Annotated in this window: 15 protein-coding genes; 7 read left to right on the plus strand and 8 right to left on the minus strand. The window is 60.8% G+C overall.

Going from position 1 to position 16672, the window contains the following annotated elements; translation table 11 throughout:
• Both IAE34_RS17395 and IAE34_RS17400 read left to right on the plus strand, forming a co-directional pair.
• On the plus strand, nt 1–450 hold a 450-nt coding region (locus IAE34_RS17395), incomplete at its 5' end, for a polymorphic toxin type 28 domain-containing protein (RefSeq protein WP_200140207.1).
• Entirely contained in the window at nt 447–836 is a 390-nt protein-coding gene (locus IAE34_RS17400) for a contact-dependent growth inhibition system immunity protein (RefSeq protein WP_200140208.1), read from the plus strand. The genes IAE34_RS17395 and IAE34_RS17400, both read left to right, overlap by 4 nt.
• Nucleotides 837–1471: 635 nt before the next feature.
• On the opposite strand, the gene IAE34_RS17405 is transcribed toward IAE34_RS17400, so the two are convergent.
• The gene (locus tag IAE34_RS17405; RefSeq protein WP_200140209.1) at nt 1472–1900 is read right to left on the minus strand and encodes a hypothetical protein; all 429 of its coding nucleotides are present in this window, start codon (nt 1898–1900) and stop codon (nt 1472–1474) included.
• A 232-nt stretch (nt 1901–2132) separates the two neighbouring features.
• On the opposite strand from IAE34_RS17405, the gene IAE34_RS17410 reads away from it, so the two are divergent.
• The 4 genes from IAE34_RS17410 to IAE34_RS17425 all read left to right on the plus strand — a co-directional run bounded on the left by IAE34_RS17410 (nt 2133) and on the right by IAE34_RS17425 (nt 4098).
• A complete protein-coding gene (locus tag IAE34_RS17410) occupies nt 2133–2510 on the plus strand; it encodes a lysozyme inhibitor LprI family protein (RefSeq protein WP_200140210.1) in 378 nt (125 codons plus the stop codon).
• Nucleotides 2511–2637: 127 nt separating this feature from the next.
• Complete coding sequence (locus IAE34_RS17415) at nt 2638–3045, plus strand: hypothetical protein (RefSeq protein ID WP_200140211.1); 408 nt, start codon at nt 2638–2640, stop codon at nt 3043–3045.
• Between the two features lie 250 nt (nt 3046–3295).
• Nucleotides 3296–3577, plus strand: coding sequence for a hypothetical protein (locus tag IAE34_RS17420; protein ID WP_200140212.1), 282 nt, complete (start codon nt 3296–3298; stop codon nt 3575–3577).
• A 35-nt stretch (nt 3578–3612) separates the two neighbouring features.
• Nucleotides 3613–4098, plus strand: coding sequence for a DUF4189 domain-containing protein (locus tag IAE34_RS17425; protein WP_200140213.1), 486 nt, complete (start codon nt 3613–3615; stop codon nt 4096–4098).
• Between the two features lie 191 nt (nt 4099–4289).
• Here the strand turns inward: IAE34_RS17425 and IAE34_RS17430 are convergent, their stop codons facing one another.
• From IAE34_RS17430 to IAE34_RS17460, 7 genes are all read right to left on the minus strand, one after another.
• Complete coding sequence (locus IAE34_RS17430; RefSeq protein ID WP_200140325.1) at nt 4290–5504, minus strand: aldose 1-epimerase family protein; 1215 nt, start codon at nt 5502–5504, stop codon at nt 4290–4292.
• 236 nt (nt 5505–5740) lie between these two features.
• Nucleotides 5741–6190: a hypothetical protein gene (locus IAE34_RS17435; RefSeq protein ID WP_200140214.1), complete on the minus strand. Its 450-nt coding sequence runs from the start codon at nt 6188–6190 to the stop codon at nt 5741–5743.
• 289 nt (nt 6191–6479) lie between these two features.
• Nucleotides 6480–7523, minus strand: coding sequence for a helix-turn-helix domain-containing protein (locus tag IAE34_RS17440; protein ID WP_233631217.1), 1044 nt, complete (start codon nt 7521–7523; stop codon nt 6480–6482).
• 89 nt (nt 7524–7612) lie between these two features.
• The gene (locus IAE34_RS17445; protein ID WP_200140215.1) at nt 7613–8941 is read right to left on the minus strand and encodes an MFS transporter; all 1329 of its coding nucleotides are present in this window, start codon (nt 8939–8941) and stop codon (nt 7613–7615) included.
• A 44-nt stretch (nt 8942–8985) separates the two neighbouring features.
• On the minus strand, nt 8986–10179 hold the full coding sequence (gene lhgO, locus IAE34_RS17450; RefSeq protein ID WP_200140216.1) for an L-2-hydroxyglutarate oxidase: 1194 nt from the start codon (nt 10177–10179) through the stop codon (nt 8986–8988).
• Between the two features lie 93 nt (nt 10180–10272).
• Nucleotides 10273–10983 (minus strand): FadR/GntR family transcriptional regulator, encoded by a 711-nt coding sequence (locus IAE34_RS17455; RefSeq protein WP_200140217.1) that lies wholly within the window; start codon nt 10981–10983, stop codon nt 10273–10275.
• A gap of 79 nt (nt 10984–11062) precedes the next feature.
• Nucleotides 11063–11416: a hypothetical protein gene (locus IAE34_RS17460; protein WP_200140218.1), complete on the minus strand. Its 354-nt coding sequence runs from the start codon at nt 11414–11416 to the stop codon at nt 11063–11065.
• Between the two features lie 343 nt (nt 11417–11759).
• Here IAE34_RS17460 and IAE34_RS17465 point away from each other — a divergent pair, with 343 nt between their 5' ends.
• Nucleotides 11760–16625, plus strand: coding sequence for an NAD-glutamate dehydrogenase (locus IAE34_RS17465; RefSeq protein ID WP_200140219.1), 4866 nt, complete (start codon nt 11760–11762; stop codon nt 16623–16625).
• Nucleotides 16626–16672 lie beyond the last annotated feature (47 nt).

Here is a 16672-nt window from a genome sequence, read left to right on the forward strand (position 1 = left end):
TTTGTCGCGCCTGATGGGAAGCTGTATTTCTATAGCGAGACGGCGCTGGTGCCCAAGGAGGGCGGGAACCTGGCGCAGTTGGCGGCGGCGGAGCGGGGGGTTGCGGATCGGAAGGGGGAAGAAGTAGTAGGTGCAAAAAGGGCTGGAGATTCTCTAGCTACGCTGAGTCAGGGCCAAAAAAGAGCTGTCGGAAAAATTGATAATATTCTCAATAATTTCAAGTATAGTGATATTACAGGTACCTTAAAGGATATGGCTGGTAATCCTGTTCCGAAGCCTGGCGGTGGTTATTGGGATCACTTAAAAGAGATGAATGACACTCTTCGAGGTTTACGGAACCATGCGGCAACCCTAAAGGGCGTGAACGAACCGTCAGCGCAAGTTGCACGCCAGCGAGCGTTGGATACTATTGATCGTATTGAATCAGCTTTAAATGGTGCCGGGATATGACGTTTCGTGAGTTGGAAAGTCTTACTCAAATCGGTTGGTTGCCAGAAGACAGCCCTTCGTCTTTGACCGAATGGTATCTTTTGGTGCGCGATACTCCACTTGATCAGTTATGTGTAGGAGATGTGTGCCGCGCAATCAGGCAAAATCTCTTCGTTAATGAGTTATTACCCTTTGCTGTGATATTGATAAAAGATGATGTATTGGCAGGAGAGAGATACGACGGTGAGTTACTCGCGGCTCTTGCAAGTGTGAGCGCAGAGTGTTGGAGGGGAAACGCAAGTGCGGCGAAAAAGGCTGCTTGCGCTTTGGTTGACGTTAAGAGTTTGAGCCAAGATCCCGAGCTGTTAAAGGATGCTTCGACTTTGATGAGAGCGCTTGGCTCTTAAGTAAATTATAGGTTAGTGATAAAACAACTGCTGGCGCTGCCGGTAGGGTAGATGATCTTGCGTCAACTAAGCTCTGTACGAGATTCGTAGAAACCCAATCATCGCCTCGCCATCGCAAGGATTTTGTCGATTCCTCAGCTACCAAAGGAACGAAATTTTTTAGGGAAGTGCCATAACGGGTAAGATTTTTAGAACAGGACATCTCTTTTCGTACAGAGCCTCGTATAGAAAAACGATGGGGCAGAAAGCTGGCTTTGAATTGCTTGGGCATGAGATTTTTTAAAAACCTGAGGATAGTCGGTGCAGAAGCTACAGAAATATGGAATGGTCACCGACTTTCGCACCACCAGCGACCACATGTCGAATGGATTGCTACAGTGTCTCAGAGTCCCGGTGCCGTCGTGCGCGAATGACAGTACATGCAGGCCAAGGCCATGCTCTATTGGCTGCAGGACAATCCCACCGCAGCGGCTGAGGTTCAGACGCAATGATATACCAAGTTCGCGGCGAGCTTGGTGTTGGCGGAAAGTGAGGCATACTTGATGGCGGGCAGTTTACTTGATCTGCTGGCGGCCATAGGCAGGGAACTCCTTACGACAATAGCCTCATGGCGGCCGGTCAAATACTACCACCGCTCACCGATGACCACTATATATACGGCTACACGCGCCCGGATCAGTTTTTTGAGTCGCGACATTGATCACGATATTTTGCGCGTTGAACGTCAGTGAAAGAATGCATTCATGATTGGTGACGGACGTATATTCCGTTGGCGTCACCATCGTCGATCCGCCAGGTCCTGCGCTCAACTGATTGACTTGAGATACGTACGTGTAGGAGTAGGCATCATCCCATTTCGCCACCGAGAGACCATTGGGCAGCTTCCCGACTTGGTCTGGTGGGCCAATTTTTCGGTAAGCTTCCTTTATATCTGCCCCCTTCAACTGATGCTCGGCGTACAAGTCGTTCAACGTGGGTGCGCCGCTGCCCATCAGTGCGCAACCCGACAGCGTCAACAAACTGGTGTAAGCGGTGCAGGAGCGTAGCAGTTTTATAATGTTCATCGAGGTGCTTTTCAGTCTTTGATTAGAGGGCAGGTGGGTAGGCAGGTGAGCATGAGCTGGTTTGCAAAAATAGTAACTACTCGAAGGATGAAGGCAGAATGAATTGCTTGTCTCTGCGTCTCAGCTTTTTGTCTGTGCGTCTCAGTCGGTCCCGTTTTTCACTATTGGGGTTGAAGGCCCAAGTCGGAAAGGGTATCTGTGTGCTACACGTGCCAAGGACATGAGCCTTAGAATGAAAACAGTAGCAATCGCCCTGACAGTAGCTGTATTCCCCCTCTGGGCGCAGGCTGCTGGCTGTGCCAAACCCCGTAACGCGTTCGATCAGGTTTACTGTGTAGGTAGCCTATTTTCACAAGCCGACCGCGATCTGAACCAGCAATACTCAGCCTTGCGTAAGCATCTGACTCCAACACAGCAGGCCTCTTTGAAAAATGGCCAGATCGCCTGGATCAAACAGCGTGATAGCCAATGCAGCGAAGAGAAGTCCAATGGCTACTTTGTAAATCTGGGCTGTGCGGTAGATATGACTCAAGAACGAATGACGTTTCTGCAGGAGCGCGAGAGAGAGTGCACCAGTACTGGCTGCATGGCGTCGAAGCTTGGTGAGTGAGCCGGCCCTGCGCGCGCCATAGCGAGCGCTTGACGCTTTCGCTTTGCTGCGAAGCGGTGGCTGGAAACTAATTGGTGAAGAGATCAGGTAACCTGCCGCTAAACAATGGAACGACGAAAATAAAATCATGAAAAATATGATGCTGGCCGTATCTGCAATCTGTGTTTTAGCGGGGTGTGCATTGAACGATAACAATGCAGCTGCCGTCCGAAGAGCTCAACCGCTCGATGATCACCTGTTGAATATCGAAGGCGATAAAAGAATGGTTGCCAATGGTTTCCTTCCCGCAGCGGTCATTGAGATCGATGAGGAAATGGAAAAGGTGCCGGTGAACAGCCCCAAGTACCTACAATTGATGCAGAAAAAGCTCCGGGTTACCCAGGAATACGGGAGAGTGGCTGAGGAGCGGCTCAGAAAAGCGCAGGCGGAGCGCGCCAAGTACCCGCCAACTCAAGTTCGTCCTCAGCCTGTAGAGGATGGGCAACGGATGTGTTCCGTGAATAATGGATCCGCGACGTACCTGGTGCCCTGCTGAGAAAACTGCCATATGATTGAAAAGGGCGAAGGGGTTAGCATTTTCCAGGAACTACGCACAACGCCTTGGGATTTGATCGAGTCGTTGGAAAGAAGGCGCTATGCATCGCCGCCATCTCCATGGCGGGATCGTAGTAGACGACTGCACTTGGCATAACCCCCTGCAGCGTTCATCCTGCATCGTCGTGATGAAGTACAATCACGGGCTCTCCTGAACCTTCGCAGCCGTAACCGAAGAAGGTGTTGAACCTATGAAATTGATCCACAAAGTCGGGGCACTCGTCGCTTTGCCGTTATCGATGCTCAGCTCCGGGGCCATGGCCGACGGGACGAAGGGTGTTCAGGAATTGCTGAAGCTTGGCTATGAAATCAAGGGTGCTTACCAGGCGCCCGGCCCGGGCGGTAGGAGGATCGCTCACTACCTGATCCTGCAAAAGGGCTCGTCTGCCTATCAGTGCTCCAATGTCAGCAATGGCGCAACACTTTATTCCAATACCTATTCCTGCGACGACATAGTCGACTTGAAGGAATAGTCTGTGCACAAAGTGCCGGAGCCCTGGCAAATTCCATGAAAAAATCTCTGTTACTCACAATGATGGTTTTTTTCCAGGTGGTGGGTTTTGCATATGCAGAGGGCGGTTGTCCCGCTGGTGAGTATCCGCAACAGGGTAATGGATGGCAAAACTGCGTGCCGATACCTGGCGCGGATCAACAGAGTCAGCCAGTAGCGCAACCAAGCCCCGCCGAATCCTGGGGGGCCTTGGCTACTTATGTTCCCAAAGGAATCATCGGGAGTTCGAAAGGCCTTTCCAGCAAGGACGCAGCCACCCGAAGGGCGCTGGATAATTGCCAGATGAAGGCTGGGCACTCGTGCAAGCTTGAGGCTTACTATCAGAATGCCTGCGTGGCGCTTGCGGGAAGCGATACAGGCTATGCCGTAAACAGCAAACCTGCACTTGATCTGGCAGAAAACAACGCGCTCTCGACGTGCCGTGGTGCGGGATATAAAAATTGCATTATATTTTTCTCGGACTGCAGCAAGGGTGAGGAGTAGCGTGCACCGGCGTTTGTCCGAGGGCTGTCTGAAAATCTCGAGATGACTGCCGGATACTCCAATAGTCGCCAGCAGCCCATCAACAGCTCAAGGTCACGCGCTGGCTGGCGAACCCTGAACTCTTCGATGGACCAGGTCGCGAACACCTGGACGCCTGGCACCACCGTCGTCAGGCAATTCTTCAACCTATGTCACTCTCGGGCGAGATCAACCAGCGGCGTCTGCCGCACTTCAGTCTCGCGCCCATCCTGAATCTCGCTTACCCGCTTCAAGGCCTTGTTCACGGCTGCTTTATCCGCTAACAAGCTGTAGCTGATGCGGAACTGCTTGTGTTCCTTGGGCCCGATCGTCGGCACCAGATTCAGTGGTCGCTGGTAACGGCGGTTGTAGGAAAAACTGGTCCCTGGCTCCAGCCCCGTGACATAGCCCTGGCCTTGGGTATCGGTGTTTTTCCACAGGGAAAAGACGGGCAGGGTCTGGGTGTTGAAGCCAACAGAAACGCCGAGGTTGGCGGCCTTGTTATGCAGTACGGTCAAGGTATCGCCCTTGGCATCGGCATACGGCACCACGTTGTAGACCGTTTCGTCGTAGTCCTTGGTCGGTGCGCGGTAGATTTGCCAGTCGGGCAGGTCGATTTTGGCCTTGTCATTGAACGGTGACACCTGTTTCACCGGCGCAGCGAAACGAGCGCCCTGTTCCAGGAACGGGGTGCTGAAGTTGCTGTGATACAGCGCCTGGTATTCCTTTGGATAGTCGCCGTTATTGGTCAGAGTATCATTGAGAGCGAACATGACGCTGCCGGGTTCGGTGACCAGTTCGGTCGCGACCGAGAAGTCGACCTTCTTGAACGCCTGCTCTTTCAATTCGCCGCGCAGGGTGATGGCGTAAGGTGGTTTTTCATCGATATGCAGGGTGACCTTGCTGGCAGGAATGTTGGCGGCCCGGCCGTGCAGGGTAAGCAGTTCGCCGTTGTCGACGCCTGGATGGCCGACCCATTCGTATCCGCAACGGGCGACCAGTTCATTGAACCCTTCCAGCCAACCCAGGCCACTGCGGCCATTGAGTTCGATGAATGCCGGGTTGACCACTTCCTCGACCGGAGAATCCCAACCCATGCGCACCGTGCTGACCGAGGCCTGCAAGACATTCATTCCGCGAGTGGGCACCACCGAGAGTTTCATCGTGCCGTTATCGATATCGACGATGCTGACACCCTCCTGGCGACCGCCGTGCAAGGTGCGCAGGGTGACGCTGAAGGGTTTTTCGGTCTTGATTCCGAGTTGCTGGCTGGTGATCTGCCAGCTCTGGGCGGCTTTGTCGGTGTCGAGCAGAACGTAATCCCAGGCCAGGGCGTGGGAGGCAGCGGACATCGCGCTAAGCGCGACGAACAGTTTCAGTGGGGTCATGGCGACAGCCTTTCTTGGAGTTGTGCCATTTTTATAGACGGGGTGAAACGTTTCATCAAGGGAAAAAAAACGATCCACCCCGGCGAGGTTCACGGTCTGCAATGCTCTAGGCGGCGTGGTTTCCGTTCGGCCACAGAAGAGTGAAGATCCCGCCCAGCGAAGGCCCCTGGGCGTTGAATTGACCTACATCAGTAGGCCACAAGCCCGGCGCCTCACCGTACGGGCCCAGCGCACCACTACTGCGACCAGGACCTGACGATACCGTTCTTGTCGAACGTGACACTCAGATAGTTGCTGTCATGATCCTTGTTGCCCGACAGCTCCTTCAACGAGCTGCTGGCCTTGTCCAGGTCATACGTCTTGTTGCTGGCCTGGGCCAATGCCGACTTCGCCGAGTCGGCCCCCGGGATGGCGTCCACCAGGTTGTAGAGAGACTTCAACTGGTCCCGGGTCGTGCGCTTTCTGTAGGTCAGGCTCGAACTGCCGTCACTGTAGTTGTTGCGTGACTCCGGTTCTCCATAAAGGCTCGCCACCTCGGCCAGGGTGGTCTTGTCCTTGATGAGGTGGGCGCGCACGAAACTTTCCGAGAAGCGCTCATCGCCCGTGATGGATGACATCGACGGCGTGGAACTGCAGGCGCTGAGCAGGCAGGTGCTCAACGCGATCGCCAATACACTCTTGTTCATACAGGTGCCTTTTGATCTGACGTGCGCACAACGGCTCGCCGCGCTCCAGAGCGTCGTCTGTGCGAACGAAGGTTGTTGATGTGATGTGCGCGAGGTTGACGTAGACGCGGCACGGCAGGATCAGGCCGGTGTTTTGCGTACCCGTCGCAAACCCTGGTTCGAATGCGACGGTATTGCTTTAGTGCGGCCACCCAAACCCGCCGAGTGCGTGCAGACGATTATAAAAGGCGACATTCAACTGGCCGGCTGATTCTCTTGACCGGGCGTCTCCAACTTTTAACAGTACGTCTCAGCCGCTGTTCATACGCTCGAGCAGCGCCTTGAGAGAGAAGCCGGTGTGCATGTCCTGGTGCTTGGTGGCGCTCGCCGGCTGGGCAGCCGTCTGCTCTCGCGCCTCGGAAGGGGTGTAGCCGAAGGCTGCCTTGAAGGCACGGCTGAAGTGCGCCTCGCTCTTGAAGCCGCACGCGTAGGCCAGACTGGAGATGCGCGGTCGATCGACATGGCCGTTGCGCAGCAGCTCCCGAGCCTTGATCAGGCGGCGTCGCTGGATATAGGCCGCCACCCCCGAGTCCGCCGCGAACAGCCGGTACAGCGCGGCGCGTGACACGCCCAGTTGTCGTGCGACGGATGCCGGATCGAGGTCCGGCCTGGACAACTGCTGCTCGATCAGCTGACGGGCGCGGGCCAGCAGGCGATGGTCGATGTGCGGGGCCGCGTCGTCGAGCGTGGCGGCGCCGGGCGCCAAGGCTGCGGCGACCATGGCCAGGGTCGCCTGGTACACATGGGGCAGTTCCTCGGGCGTGAGGTCGGGCAGGCGATGGCGCAGGGCGCGCATGTGATCGGCCAGCAGCCCGCCCAATGCGCCTTGCACCACCAGGCCATGCAGGTCCTTGTGGCCCAGGCGGGCGCTCAACACGTCTCGCGGGATGGTCAGGATGATGGTGTCGCCTGCGACGATTTCGCTGTCCAGCTCGCGTGCCAGGTCGAGCACGTAGATCTGCGAGGCCTGGGTCGACAGCGGCTGACGACCCGCCGATCCGCAGATGGCATGGGAAAGGCCCAGGCAGATGTAGTAGTGATCCAGCCCATCGCGACGGAGCATGCGCTGGCCGCGCTTGACCGCATACTGCACCGGCGCCTGTTCGCCTTCCCAGGTGCCGCAGCCCATCAGCAGGTCGCCGACGTAGGCGGTGGCCAGGCTGTAGTTGAACGTGGCACGGGCGTGGGTCCCGATATCGATCTCGAACAGCGCGTTGACCTCGTCGCGCCAGGCTTCGAAGCGCGATTTGGGCGGCAGTGCCTGAGTGCTGAATCTGAAGATCGGATGACTCATGAAGGTCCTCGCCTGAAGTCAATCGTCCGGGAACGGATCATAGGCGAGGCGCTGGCGCCGGGCGAGAGGCACGGCACCCACTTTCATCATCAGTTCTTGGCAGAGGAGTATCGACGTCCCTGATCGCACAGGGCGAACACCACCACCAGCACGCCGGCCACTGCCAGGATCACCGCCACGCCGTCGGTGGAGTGAGTGGCCGAGCTCGCCACCAGTGCCAGGCCGCCCAGGGGCGCCAGCCCGCCGGCCACCGCGGTGCCGATTTCACGGCCGGTGCCGAAGCCCGAAGTGCGGGTTTCGGTAGGGAACTGGCGGCTGAGGAACGAGCCCTGGGGGGCGAACATCATCGGTGCCAGCAGGCCGGTGCCGAGGGCGATCGCCACGTAGATCGACAGCGGTTCGCCGGTCTCGAGCAGGTGCAGGAACGGATAGGCGAACAGCGCCGACAGCAGCCCTCCGAGCATCAACACGGTCTTGCTGCTCCAGCGGTCGCACAGCCAGCCGAAGAACGGCACGGCGAAGATCGCCACCAGGCTGGCGATGGTCACCGACAGAGACGTTACGTGCGCGTCCACGCCCTTGAACTGGGTCAGGTAGGCGAGAGAGAAGGTCTTGAAGATGTAGCTCAGCGCGTTGTAGCCCACCGCCACGAAGAACACCACAGCCAGGCCTTTGCGATCCTGGCGCAGCAACTGTTTGAGCGGTGACACCCGAGGCGTCTCCTTGGCGGTATCGAGGGCCTTGAAGTCCGGGGTTTCAGGAATGCTCCTGCGTACCCACAGGCCCACCGCCACCAGGGCGATGCTGGCGATGAAGGGAATCCGCCAGCCGCCGGCCAGGAGGAAGTCGTTGCCGTTCATGGTCAGCAGGTACACCGTCAGCGACGACAGCAGCAGGCCCAGGTTCAGCCCCAGCGCTGGCCAGGCGCCCTGGCTTCCGCGCTTGCCCTCGCTGGCATGCTCGTAGGAGGTGACTGCCGCACCGGACAGTTCCGCGCCAGCGCCCAGGCCCTGGATGACACGGATCGTCACCAGCAGGATCGGCGCCCACAGGCCGATGCTGGCATAGCCGGGAATCAGGCCGATGAGCATCGTGCACACGCCCATCAGGCAGAAGGTGATCACCAGCACGTGCTTGCGGCCGAAGCGGTCGCCCAGGTAGCCGAACAGGATGCCACCGAAGGGGCGGGCGATGAAGCCGATGGCGAAGGTGGAGAATGCCAGCAGCGACGCCACCGCCGGATTGCTGGCATCGAAGAAGATCTTCGAGAAGACGATCGCCGCCATGGTCGCGTAGAGGTAGAAGTCGTACCACTCCAGCATCGAACCGAAGATGGTCGCCGCCGCGACCTTGCGCAGGCGTTTGCGTTGCTGTTCCGGAGTTTCCGTGGCGGCGGGCGCCGTTTCATGTACCGACATCATGTGTTCCTTATTATGTTTGTAGTGGGAAGGTGCAGCAGCATTCAGCGGGACTTGAGGATGCGTTCGGCGATCATCCGGCCGATGGGAATGGCCGAGGTGGCAGCGGGCGAGGGCGCATTGCACACATGCACCATGCGCGGCGTTTCGGCGAAGAGGAAATCGTGGACCAGGGTGCCGTCGCGCATCACTGCCTGGGCGCGGATGCCGGCCTCGTGGGGCAGCAGGTCTTCCACCGTCAGCGACGGGCAGTATTTTCGGCACTGCTCCAGATAGCCGCGCTTGAACAACGAGTTCTTCATTTCCCGGGTGCCGGAACCCAGATGATTCCAGAGGGTTTTCCAGAGTCCGGGGAAACGGGCGTATTCGGCCACATCACGCCAGTTCACCGAGAACTTCGGGTAATTCTCTCGGCCCAGGCCCAGTACGGCATTGGGGCCGACGGTCACGCTGCCATCGATCATGCGGGTGAGGTGCACGCCCAGAAAGGGCAGGTCCGGATCGGGAATGGGATAGATGAGGTGGTTGACGATCTGGTTCTTGCTGGCGGGCAGGCGGTAGTACTCGCCGCGGAACGGAATGATCTGATGGTCGATCTTCACGCCGGCCATTCGGGCCAACCGGTCCGATTGCAATCCGGCACAGGCGACCAACTGGCGCGCGCGCCAGGTGTTGGCATCGCTGGTCACGGTGACGTGATCGGCGTGTTCCTGGATCGCCCACACCGTGGTGGACAGACGCACCTCGCCGCCGGCGCGCTCGATCACCCGCGCCATGGCCTTGCACACCTCCTTGTAATCGACGATCCCTGTGGAATCGACGAACAACGCGCCCTGGCCGACGATGTTTGGTTCGCGCCGCGCCAGCTCAGTTGCATCCAGGCGCTCGACCTTCAGCCCGTTCTCCTGGGAGCGCTGGTGCAGCGCCTGCATGCGCTGCATCTCCAGGTCGTTGGACGCCACCAGCAGCTTGCCGCACACCTCGAAGGCGATGCCGTGTTCACGGCAGAACGCCTGGGTGGCCTGGGCGCCACGCTTGCACAGCTCGGCCTTGAGGCTTCCAGGGGCGTAGTAAATACCAGCGTGGATCACACCGCTGTTGTGGCCGGTCTGGTGGCGGCCCAACTGATCTTCCTTCTCGAGTATCAGCAGCGAAGCGCCCGGCCGCTGCTCCAGCAGCGCCATGGCCGTGGCGAGGCCGACGATGCCGCCGCCGATGATGCAGTAATCGTGTGTCATGCAGGTTCCTTGAATTGTTGTCGGTAGATCTGCTTATCAGGTTGTCAGACTAAGTGGCGCGAAGAAAAAGTCGTGATGAGTGATCTCCAGGATTCAGTCGAGGGCGGGCAAGTCGAGCTTCAGGCGTTTTGCCGAGGCGTGCAGGTGGGCTTCGGCGCAGCCGGCTGCGGCCTGACGGTCACCGTCGGCGATGGCCTGATACAGCGCCTGGTGCTCGCGCCGGGCGTCGGCGGAGCCGCCTACGGCAGGACGGGCCGAGTTCTCCCATGCGGTGCGCCGGGCATGGGCCAGTTGGCCGCCGATGAAGTCGTGGAAGGCGACGAAGTAACCGTTCTTGCTCGCCTCGGCGATGGCCCGGTGGAACGCCACGTCTGCAGCGGCGGCGGTGGCCAGGTCGCTGCGCGGATCGAGCATGACTTGCAAGGCCTCGGCCATGCGCGCCAGGTCGGCGTCATCACGGCGCCGCGCGGCGATGGCCGCCGCCTGGGTCTCGATCCACAGGCGCATCTCGAACATTTGCACCAGGTCGGGCGAGCGGCTGCCACTGCCGGGAAAGCGGAACACGGTGCCGCCGGGCGTCTGCGAGATGTACGAGCCCAATCCACGGCGGGCGATCAGCACACCATCGGCCTTGAGCTGGGCCACCGCTTCACGCACTACCGAACGGCTGACGTTCAGCTGCTCGGCCAGCTGCTGTTCGGTGGGCAGCCGCGATTCGGCCGCCAGCCGGCCCGAATCGATCTCGCCACGTATGGCGCTGACGACGCGATCGACCAGGGTATCGGGGCGCTGAAGCTCTAGCATGGAACGTGCTGCCTAGTAGTCAGGTTGTCAGACAATGCCTGGTTGCACCGGTATCTGTCAATCGGCAGGCGAGTCGTGCTCACAGTTCGCAGACGAAGCTACCCGTACCGTCGAGAATGTTGCGCAGGGTCTGCGCCACCTCATCCAGGTCGGTCCCCGCACTGGTCAGGAAGATTTCCAGCTGTTCGTCACCCCTGAGCGCGTCACGATCGCCCGCGGCCACTTCGATCAGCAGGCGCTGGGCACTCAGGGTCGCCTTCAACCCGTCCAGCGTCGACGGTTCGTCGTCCAGCGTCAGGTCGACGGTGTCCTCATCGGGGTAACGGGTCAGCAGGAACATCTGGCCCTTGTCGCTGTGGCAGCACAAGGTCGCCATGTCGTCTTCTTCCTCGTCGCACGGGGTGGCGAAGAGCAGGGCGGTTTTCAGTTGCATGGGCGGCTCGGTTCAAGGAAGTGAAATGCGATTGTGCCAGCCTTGGGGCACGGCATAAACCGCGCGATTACCGGCCCTTGACCGAATATGTCGCAGCGCTGCAAGCCGTGGTGACCGTGCAGTCGTTAAGCTGCCCAGTCGATGGATATCCGTTGAGTCACTGCCTTTGTGATCGTCTTTGCAGATACCCATCCATGGAACACGGTCCGGAACGCCGACGCGCAGGACCTGTCCCACGCCTTGATTCCATCGTTGCGCTGCCTCGGGTTGGCTATGGTTGATCCAGAGACGGCGGAGCCTAACGACGCTTCACCAAAAAAACAGCCCAAGCGGAGTACCACAGATGGCGTTTTTCACCGCAGCCAGCAAGGCCGACTTCCAGCACCAACTGCAAGCGGCCCTGGCGCAGCACATCGGCGAGCAGTCCCTGCCACAAGTGGCGCTGTTCGCCGAGCAGTTCTTCGGCATCATTTCTCTGGACGAACTCACCCAGCGTCGGCTGTCCGACCTCGCCGGCTGCACGCTTTCCGCCTGGCGCACCATCGAGCGCTTCGACTCGGCCACGCCGCTGGTGCGGGTCTACAACCCCGACTACGAGCGCCACGGCTGGCAGTCCACCCACACCGTGGTCGAAGTGCTGCACGATGACCTGCCGTTCCTGGTGGATTCGGTGCGTACCGAGCTCAACCGCCGCGGCTACAGCATCCACACCTTGCAGACCACCGTGCTGAGCACTCGCCGGGGCGCCAAGGGCGAGTTGCTCGAACTGCTGCCCAAGGGCAGCCAGGGTGAGGGGGTCAACCACGAATCGCTGATGTACCTGGAAATCGACCGCTGCGCCAACGCCGCCGAGCTCACCAGCCTGAGCCGCGAACTGGAGCTGGTACTGGCCGATGTGCGCGTGGTGGTGGCCGACTTCGAGCCGATGAAGGCCAAGGTGCGCGACCTGCTGGCGCTGGTGGGCGAAAACGCGTTCGGTCCGGCGCAGAACGACAAGGCCGAGGTGCAGAATTTCCTCACCTGGCTGCTGGACAACCACTTCACCTTCCTCGGCTACGAAGAGTTCGTGGTCGAGTCCGACGCCGCCGGCGGCAGCCTGGTGTACGACGAATCCTCGTTCCTCGGTCTGCCCCGAGTGCTGCGCAGCGGCCTGAGCAGCGACGACCGGCGCATCGAGGACTACGCCGTCAGTTACCTGCGCGAGCCGCGCCTGCTGTCGTTCGCCAAGGCCTCGCAGCCCAGTCGCGTGCACCGTCCGGCCTACCCGGACTACGTGTCGATCCGCCAGATCGACGCCGAGGGCAAGGTGCTCAGGGAATGCCGCTTCATGGGCCTGTACACTTCGACGGTGTACGGCGAGAGCGTGTACACCATTCCCTACATTCGCGAGAAGGTCGCGGAAGTGGAGCGCCGCTCGAACTTCGACCCCCAGGCGCACCTGGGCAAGGAACTGACCCAAGTCCTCGAGGTGCTGCCGCGCGACGACCTGTTCCAGACGCCGATCGACGAACTGTTCAACACCACCATGTCGATCGTGCAGATCCAGGAGCGCAACAAGATCCGCGTGTTCCTGCGCAAGGATCCGTACGGGCGCTTCTGCTACTGCCTGGCCTATGTGCCGCGTGAGGTCTATTCCACCGAGGTGCGGCAGAAGATCCAGCAGGTGCTGATGGAGCGCCTCAAGGCCTCGGACTGCGAGTTCTGGACTTTCTTCTCCGAGTCGGTACTGGCGCGGGTGCAACTGATCCTGCGGGTCGACCCGAAGAACCGCATCGACATCGACCCCCAGCAACTGGAAAACGAAGTGATCCAGGCCTGCCGCTCCTGGCAGGACGACTACTCGGCGCTGGTGGTGGACAACTTCGGCGAGGCCCAGGGCACCAATATCCTCGCCGACTTTCCCAAGGGCTTCCCGGCCGGCTACCGCGAGCGTTTCGCCGCGCACTCGGCGGTGGTCGACCTGCAACACGTTCTGGCGCTGTCCGAGGCCAAGCCTTTGGCCATGAGCTTCTACCAGCCGCTGACCCAGATCGGCGAGCGCCTGCTGCACTGCAAGCTGTACCACGCCGATACACCGCTGGCGCTGTCCGACGTGCTGCCGATCCTGGAGAACCTGGGGCTGCGTGTGCTCGGTGAGTTCCCGTACCGGCTGCGCCACGCCAATGGCCGCGAATTCTGGATCCACGACTTCGCCTTCACCTACAGCGAAGGCCTGGACCTGGACCTGCAGCAGCTCAACGACACCCTGCAGGACGCCTTCATCCACATCGTCCAGGGCGAAGCCGAAAACGACGCCTTCAACCGCCTGGTGCTCACGGCCGGCCTGCCATGGCGCGACGTGGCGCTGTTGCGCGCCTATGCCCGCTACATGAAGCAGATCCGCCTGGGCTTCGACCTCGGCTACATCGCCAGCACGCTTAACAACCATACCGACATCGCCCGCGAACTCACTCGCCTGTTCAAGACCCGCTTCTACCTGGCACGCAAGCTCGGCCAGGACGACCTGGACGACAAGCAGCAGCGCCTGGAGCAGGCGATCCTCAATGCCCTGGACGACGTGCAGGTGCTCAACGAGGACCGCATCCTGCGGCGCTACCTGGACCTGATCAAGGCCACCCTGCGCACCAACTATTATCAGACCGACGGCAATGGCCAGCAGAAGGGCTACTTCAGCTTCAAGTTCAACCCGCGCCTGATCCCCGAACTGCCCAAGCCGGTGCCCAAGTTCGAGATATTCGTCTATTCGCCACGGGTGGAGGGCGTGCACCTGCGCTTCGGCAACGTCGCCCGCGGCGGCCTGCGCTGGTCGGACCGCGAAGAAGACTACCGCACCGAAGTGCTCGGCCTGGTCAAGGCCCAGCAGGTGAAGAATTCGGTGATCGTGCCGGTCGGCGCCAAGGGCGGCTTCCTGCCACGGCGCTTGCCCCTGGGCGGGGGCCGCGACGAGATCGCCGCCGAGGGCATCGCCTGCTACCGCATCTTCATCAGCGGCCTGCTCGACATCACCGACAACCTCAAGGACGGCGGCGTGGTGCCCCCGGTCAATGTGGTCCGTCACGACGATGACGACCCCTACCTGGTGGTGGCGGCGGACAAAGGCACCGCGACCTTCTCCGACATCGCCAACGGCATCGCCAACGACTACGGCTTCTGGCTCGGCGACGCCTTCGCCTCGGGCGGCTCGGCCGGCTACGACCACAAGGGCATGGGCATCACGGCGCGCGGCGCCTGGGTCGGCGTGCAGCGCCACTTCCGCGAGCGCGGTATCAACGTGCAGGAAGACCCGATCAGCGTGGTCGGCATCGGCGACATGGCCGGTGACGTATTCGGCAACGGCCTGCTGATGTCCGAGAAGCTGCAACTGGTGGCCGCCTTCAACCACCTGCACATCTTCATCGACCCGAATCCGGATACGGCTACCAGCTTCGCCGAGCGCAAGCGCCTGTTCGAGCTGCCGCGTTCGGCCTGGACCGACTACGACACCACGATCATGTCCGAGGGCGGCGGCATCTTCCCGCGCAGCGCCAAGAGCATCGCCATCAGCGCGCAGATGAAGGAACGCTTCGCCATCCAGGCCGACCGGCTGACCCCGACCGAACTGCTGCACGCGCTGTTGCAGGCACCGGTCGACCTGCTGTGGAACGGCGGCATCGGTACCTACGTCAAAGCCAGCAGCGAAAGCCATGCCGACGTCGGCGACAAGGCCAACGATGCGCTGCGCGTCAACGGCAACGAGCTGCGCTGCAAGGTGGTGGGCGAGGGTGGCAACCTGGGCATGACCCAGCTCGGCCGCGTCGAGTTCGGGCTCAACGGCGGCGCCACCAACACCGACTTCATCGACAACGCCGGTGGCGTGGACTGCTCGGACCATGAGGTCAACATCAAGATCCTGCTCAACGAAGTGGTGCAGGCAGGCGACATGACCGAGAAGCAGCGCAATCAGCTGCTGGGCAGCATGACCGAGGAAGTCTCCTCGCTGGTGCTGGGCAACAACTACAAGCAGACCCAGGCCCTGTCGCTGGCGGCGCGCCGTGCCCGCGAGCGGATCGCCGAGTACAAGCGCCTGATGGCCGACCTGGAGGCACGTGGCAAGCTCGACCGTGCCATCGAATTCCTGCCCAGCGAGGACCAGCTGGCCGAGCGCCTGGCGGCCGGCCATGGCCTGACCCGCGCCGAACTGTCGGTGCTGATCTCCTACAGCAAGATCGACCTCAAGGAGCAGTTGCTCAAGTCCCAGGTGCCGGACGACGACTACTTGACCCGCGACATGGAAACCGCGTTTCCGCCGTCGCTGGTCAGCAAGTTCGCCGAGGCCATGCGCCGTCACCGCCTCAAGCGCGAGATCGTCAGCAACCAGATCGCCAACGACCTGGTCAACAACATGGGCATCACCTTCGTGCAGCGCCTGAAGGAGTCCACCGGCATGAGCCCGGCAAACGTGGCCGGTGCCTACGTGATCGTGCGCGACATCTTCCACCTGCCGCACTGGTTCCGCCAGATCGAGGCCCTGGACTACCAGGTCCCGGCCGAAATCCAGCTGACCCTGATGGACGAGCTGATGCGTCTGGGGCGTCGGGCCACCCGCTGGTTCCTGCGCAGCCGTCGCAACGAGCAGGACGCGGGCCGCGATACCGCCCACTTCGGGCCGAAGATCGCCCAGTTGGGGCTCAAGCTCGACGAACTGCTCGAAGGCCCCACCCGCGACCGCTGGCAGACGCGCTACCAGGGCTTCGTCGAAGCCGGCGTGCCCGAGCTGCTGGCACGCATGGTGGCCGGCACCACGCACCTGTACACCCTGTTGCCGATCATCGAGGCCTCGGACGTCACCGGCCATGACCCGGCGCAGGTGGCCAAGGCGTTCTTCGCCGTGGGCAGCGCGCTGGACCTGACCTGGTACCTGCAGGAAATCAGCAACCTGCCGGTGGAGAACAACTGGCAGGCCCTGGCCCGCGAAGCGTTCCGCGACGACATCGACCTGCAGCAGCGGGCCATCACCATCTCGGTCCTGCAGATGGCCGATGCCCCGGACGACATGGACGCCCGGGTGGCGCTGTGGGTCGAGCAGCATCAGGTGATGGTCGAGCGCTGGCGCGCCATGCTCGACGACCTGCGCAATGCCAGCGGTACGGACTACGCGATGTATGCCGTGGCCAACCGTGAGCTGGTCGACCTGGCGCTGAGCGGGCAGGCGGTGGTCGTACCGTCCTGATCCTGACGCTGAAACGAACGAGCCCCGGCCATGCTGCCGGGGCTCGT

Source organism: Pseudomonas sp. S30, assembly GCF_016518545.1.
Lineage (GTDB): Bacteria > Pseudomonadota > Gammaproteobacteria > Pseudomonadales > Pseudomonadaceae > Aquipseudomonas.

What these genes read in the sequence shown, in the direction of transcription:
- IAE34_RS17465 (WP_200140219.1), top strand. Translation starts at nt 11,760, where the DNA reads ATGGCGTTTTTCACCGCAGCCAGCAAGGCCGACTTCCAGCACCAACTG.
- IAE34_RS17430 (WP_200140325.1), bottom strand. Translation starts at nt 5,504, where the DNA reads ATGACCCCACTGAAACTGTTCGTCGCGCTTAGCGCGATGTCCGCTGCC.
- IAE34_RS17460 (WP_200140218.1), bottom strand. Translation starts at nt 11,416, where the DNA reads ATGCAACTGAAAACCGCCCTGCTCTTCGCCACCCCGTGCGACGAGGAA.
- IAE34_RS17455 (WP_200140217.1), bottom strand. Translation starts at nt 10,983, where the DNA reads ATGCTAGAGCTTCAGCGCCCCGATACCCTGGTCGATCGCGTCGTCAGC.
- IAE34_RS17420 (WP_200140212.1), top strand. Translation starts at nt 3,296, where the DNA reads ATGAAATTGATCCACAAAGTCGGGGCACTCGTCGCTTTGCCGTTATCG.
- IAE34_RS17405 (WP_200140209.1), bottom strand. Translation starts at nt 1,900, where the DNA reads ATGAACATTATAAAACTGCTACGCTCCTGCACCGCTTACACCAGTTTG.
- IAE34_RS17415 (WP_200140211.1), top strand. Translation starts at nt 2,638, where the DNA reads ATGAAAAATATGATGCTGGCCGTATCTGCAATCTGTGTTTTAGCGGGG.
- IAE34_RS17440 (WP_233631217.1), bottom strand. Translation starts at nt 7,523, where the DNA reads ATGAGTCATCCGATCTTCAGATTCAGCACTCAGGCACTGCCGCCCAAA.
- IAE34_RS17400 (WP_200140208.1), top strand. Translation starts at nt 447, where the DNA reads ATGACGTTTCGTGAGTTGGAAAGTCTTACTCAAATCGGTTGGTTGCCA.
- IAE34_RS17425 (WP_200140213.1), top strand. Translation starts at nt 3,613, where the DNA reads ATGAAAAAATCTCTGTTACTCACAATGATGGTTTTTTTCCAGGTGGTG.
- IAE34_RS17445 (WP_200140215.1), bottom strand. Translation starts at nt 8,941, where the DNA reads ATGTCGGTACATGAAACGGCGCCCGCCGCCACGGAAACTCCGGAACAG.
- lhgO (WP_200140216.1), bottom strand. Translation starts at nt 10,179, where the DNA reads ATGACACACGATTACTGCATCATCGGCGGCGGCATCGTCGGCCTCGCC.
- IAE34_RS17410 (WP_200140210.1), top strand. Translation starts at nt 2,133, where the DNA reads ATGAAAACAGTAGCAATCGCCCTGACAGTAGCTGTATTCCCCCTCTGG.
- IAE34_RS17435 (WP_200140214.1), bottom strand. Translation starts at nt 6,190, where the DNA reads ATGAACAAGAGTGTATTGGCGATCGCGTTGAGCACCTGCCTGCTCAGC.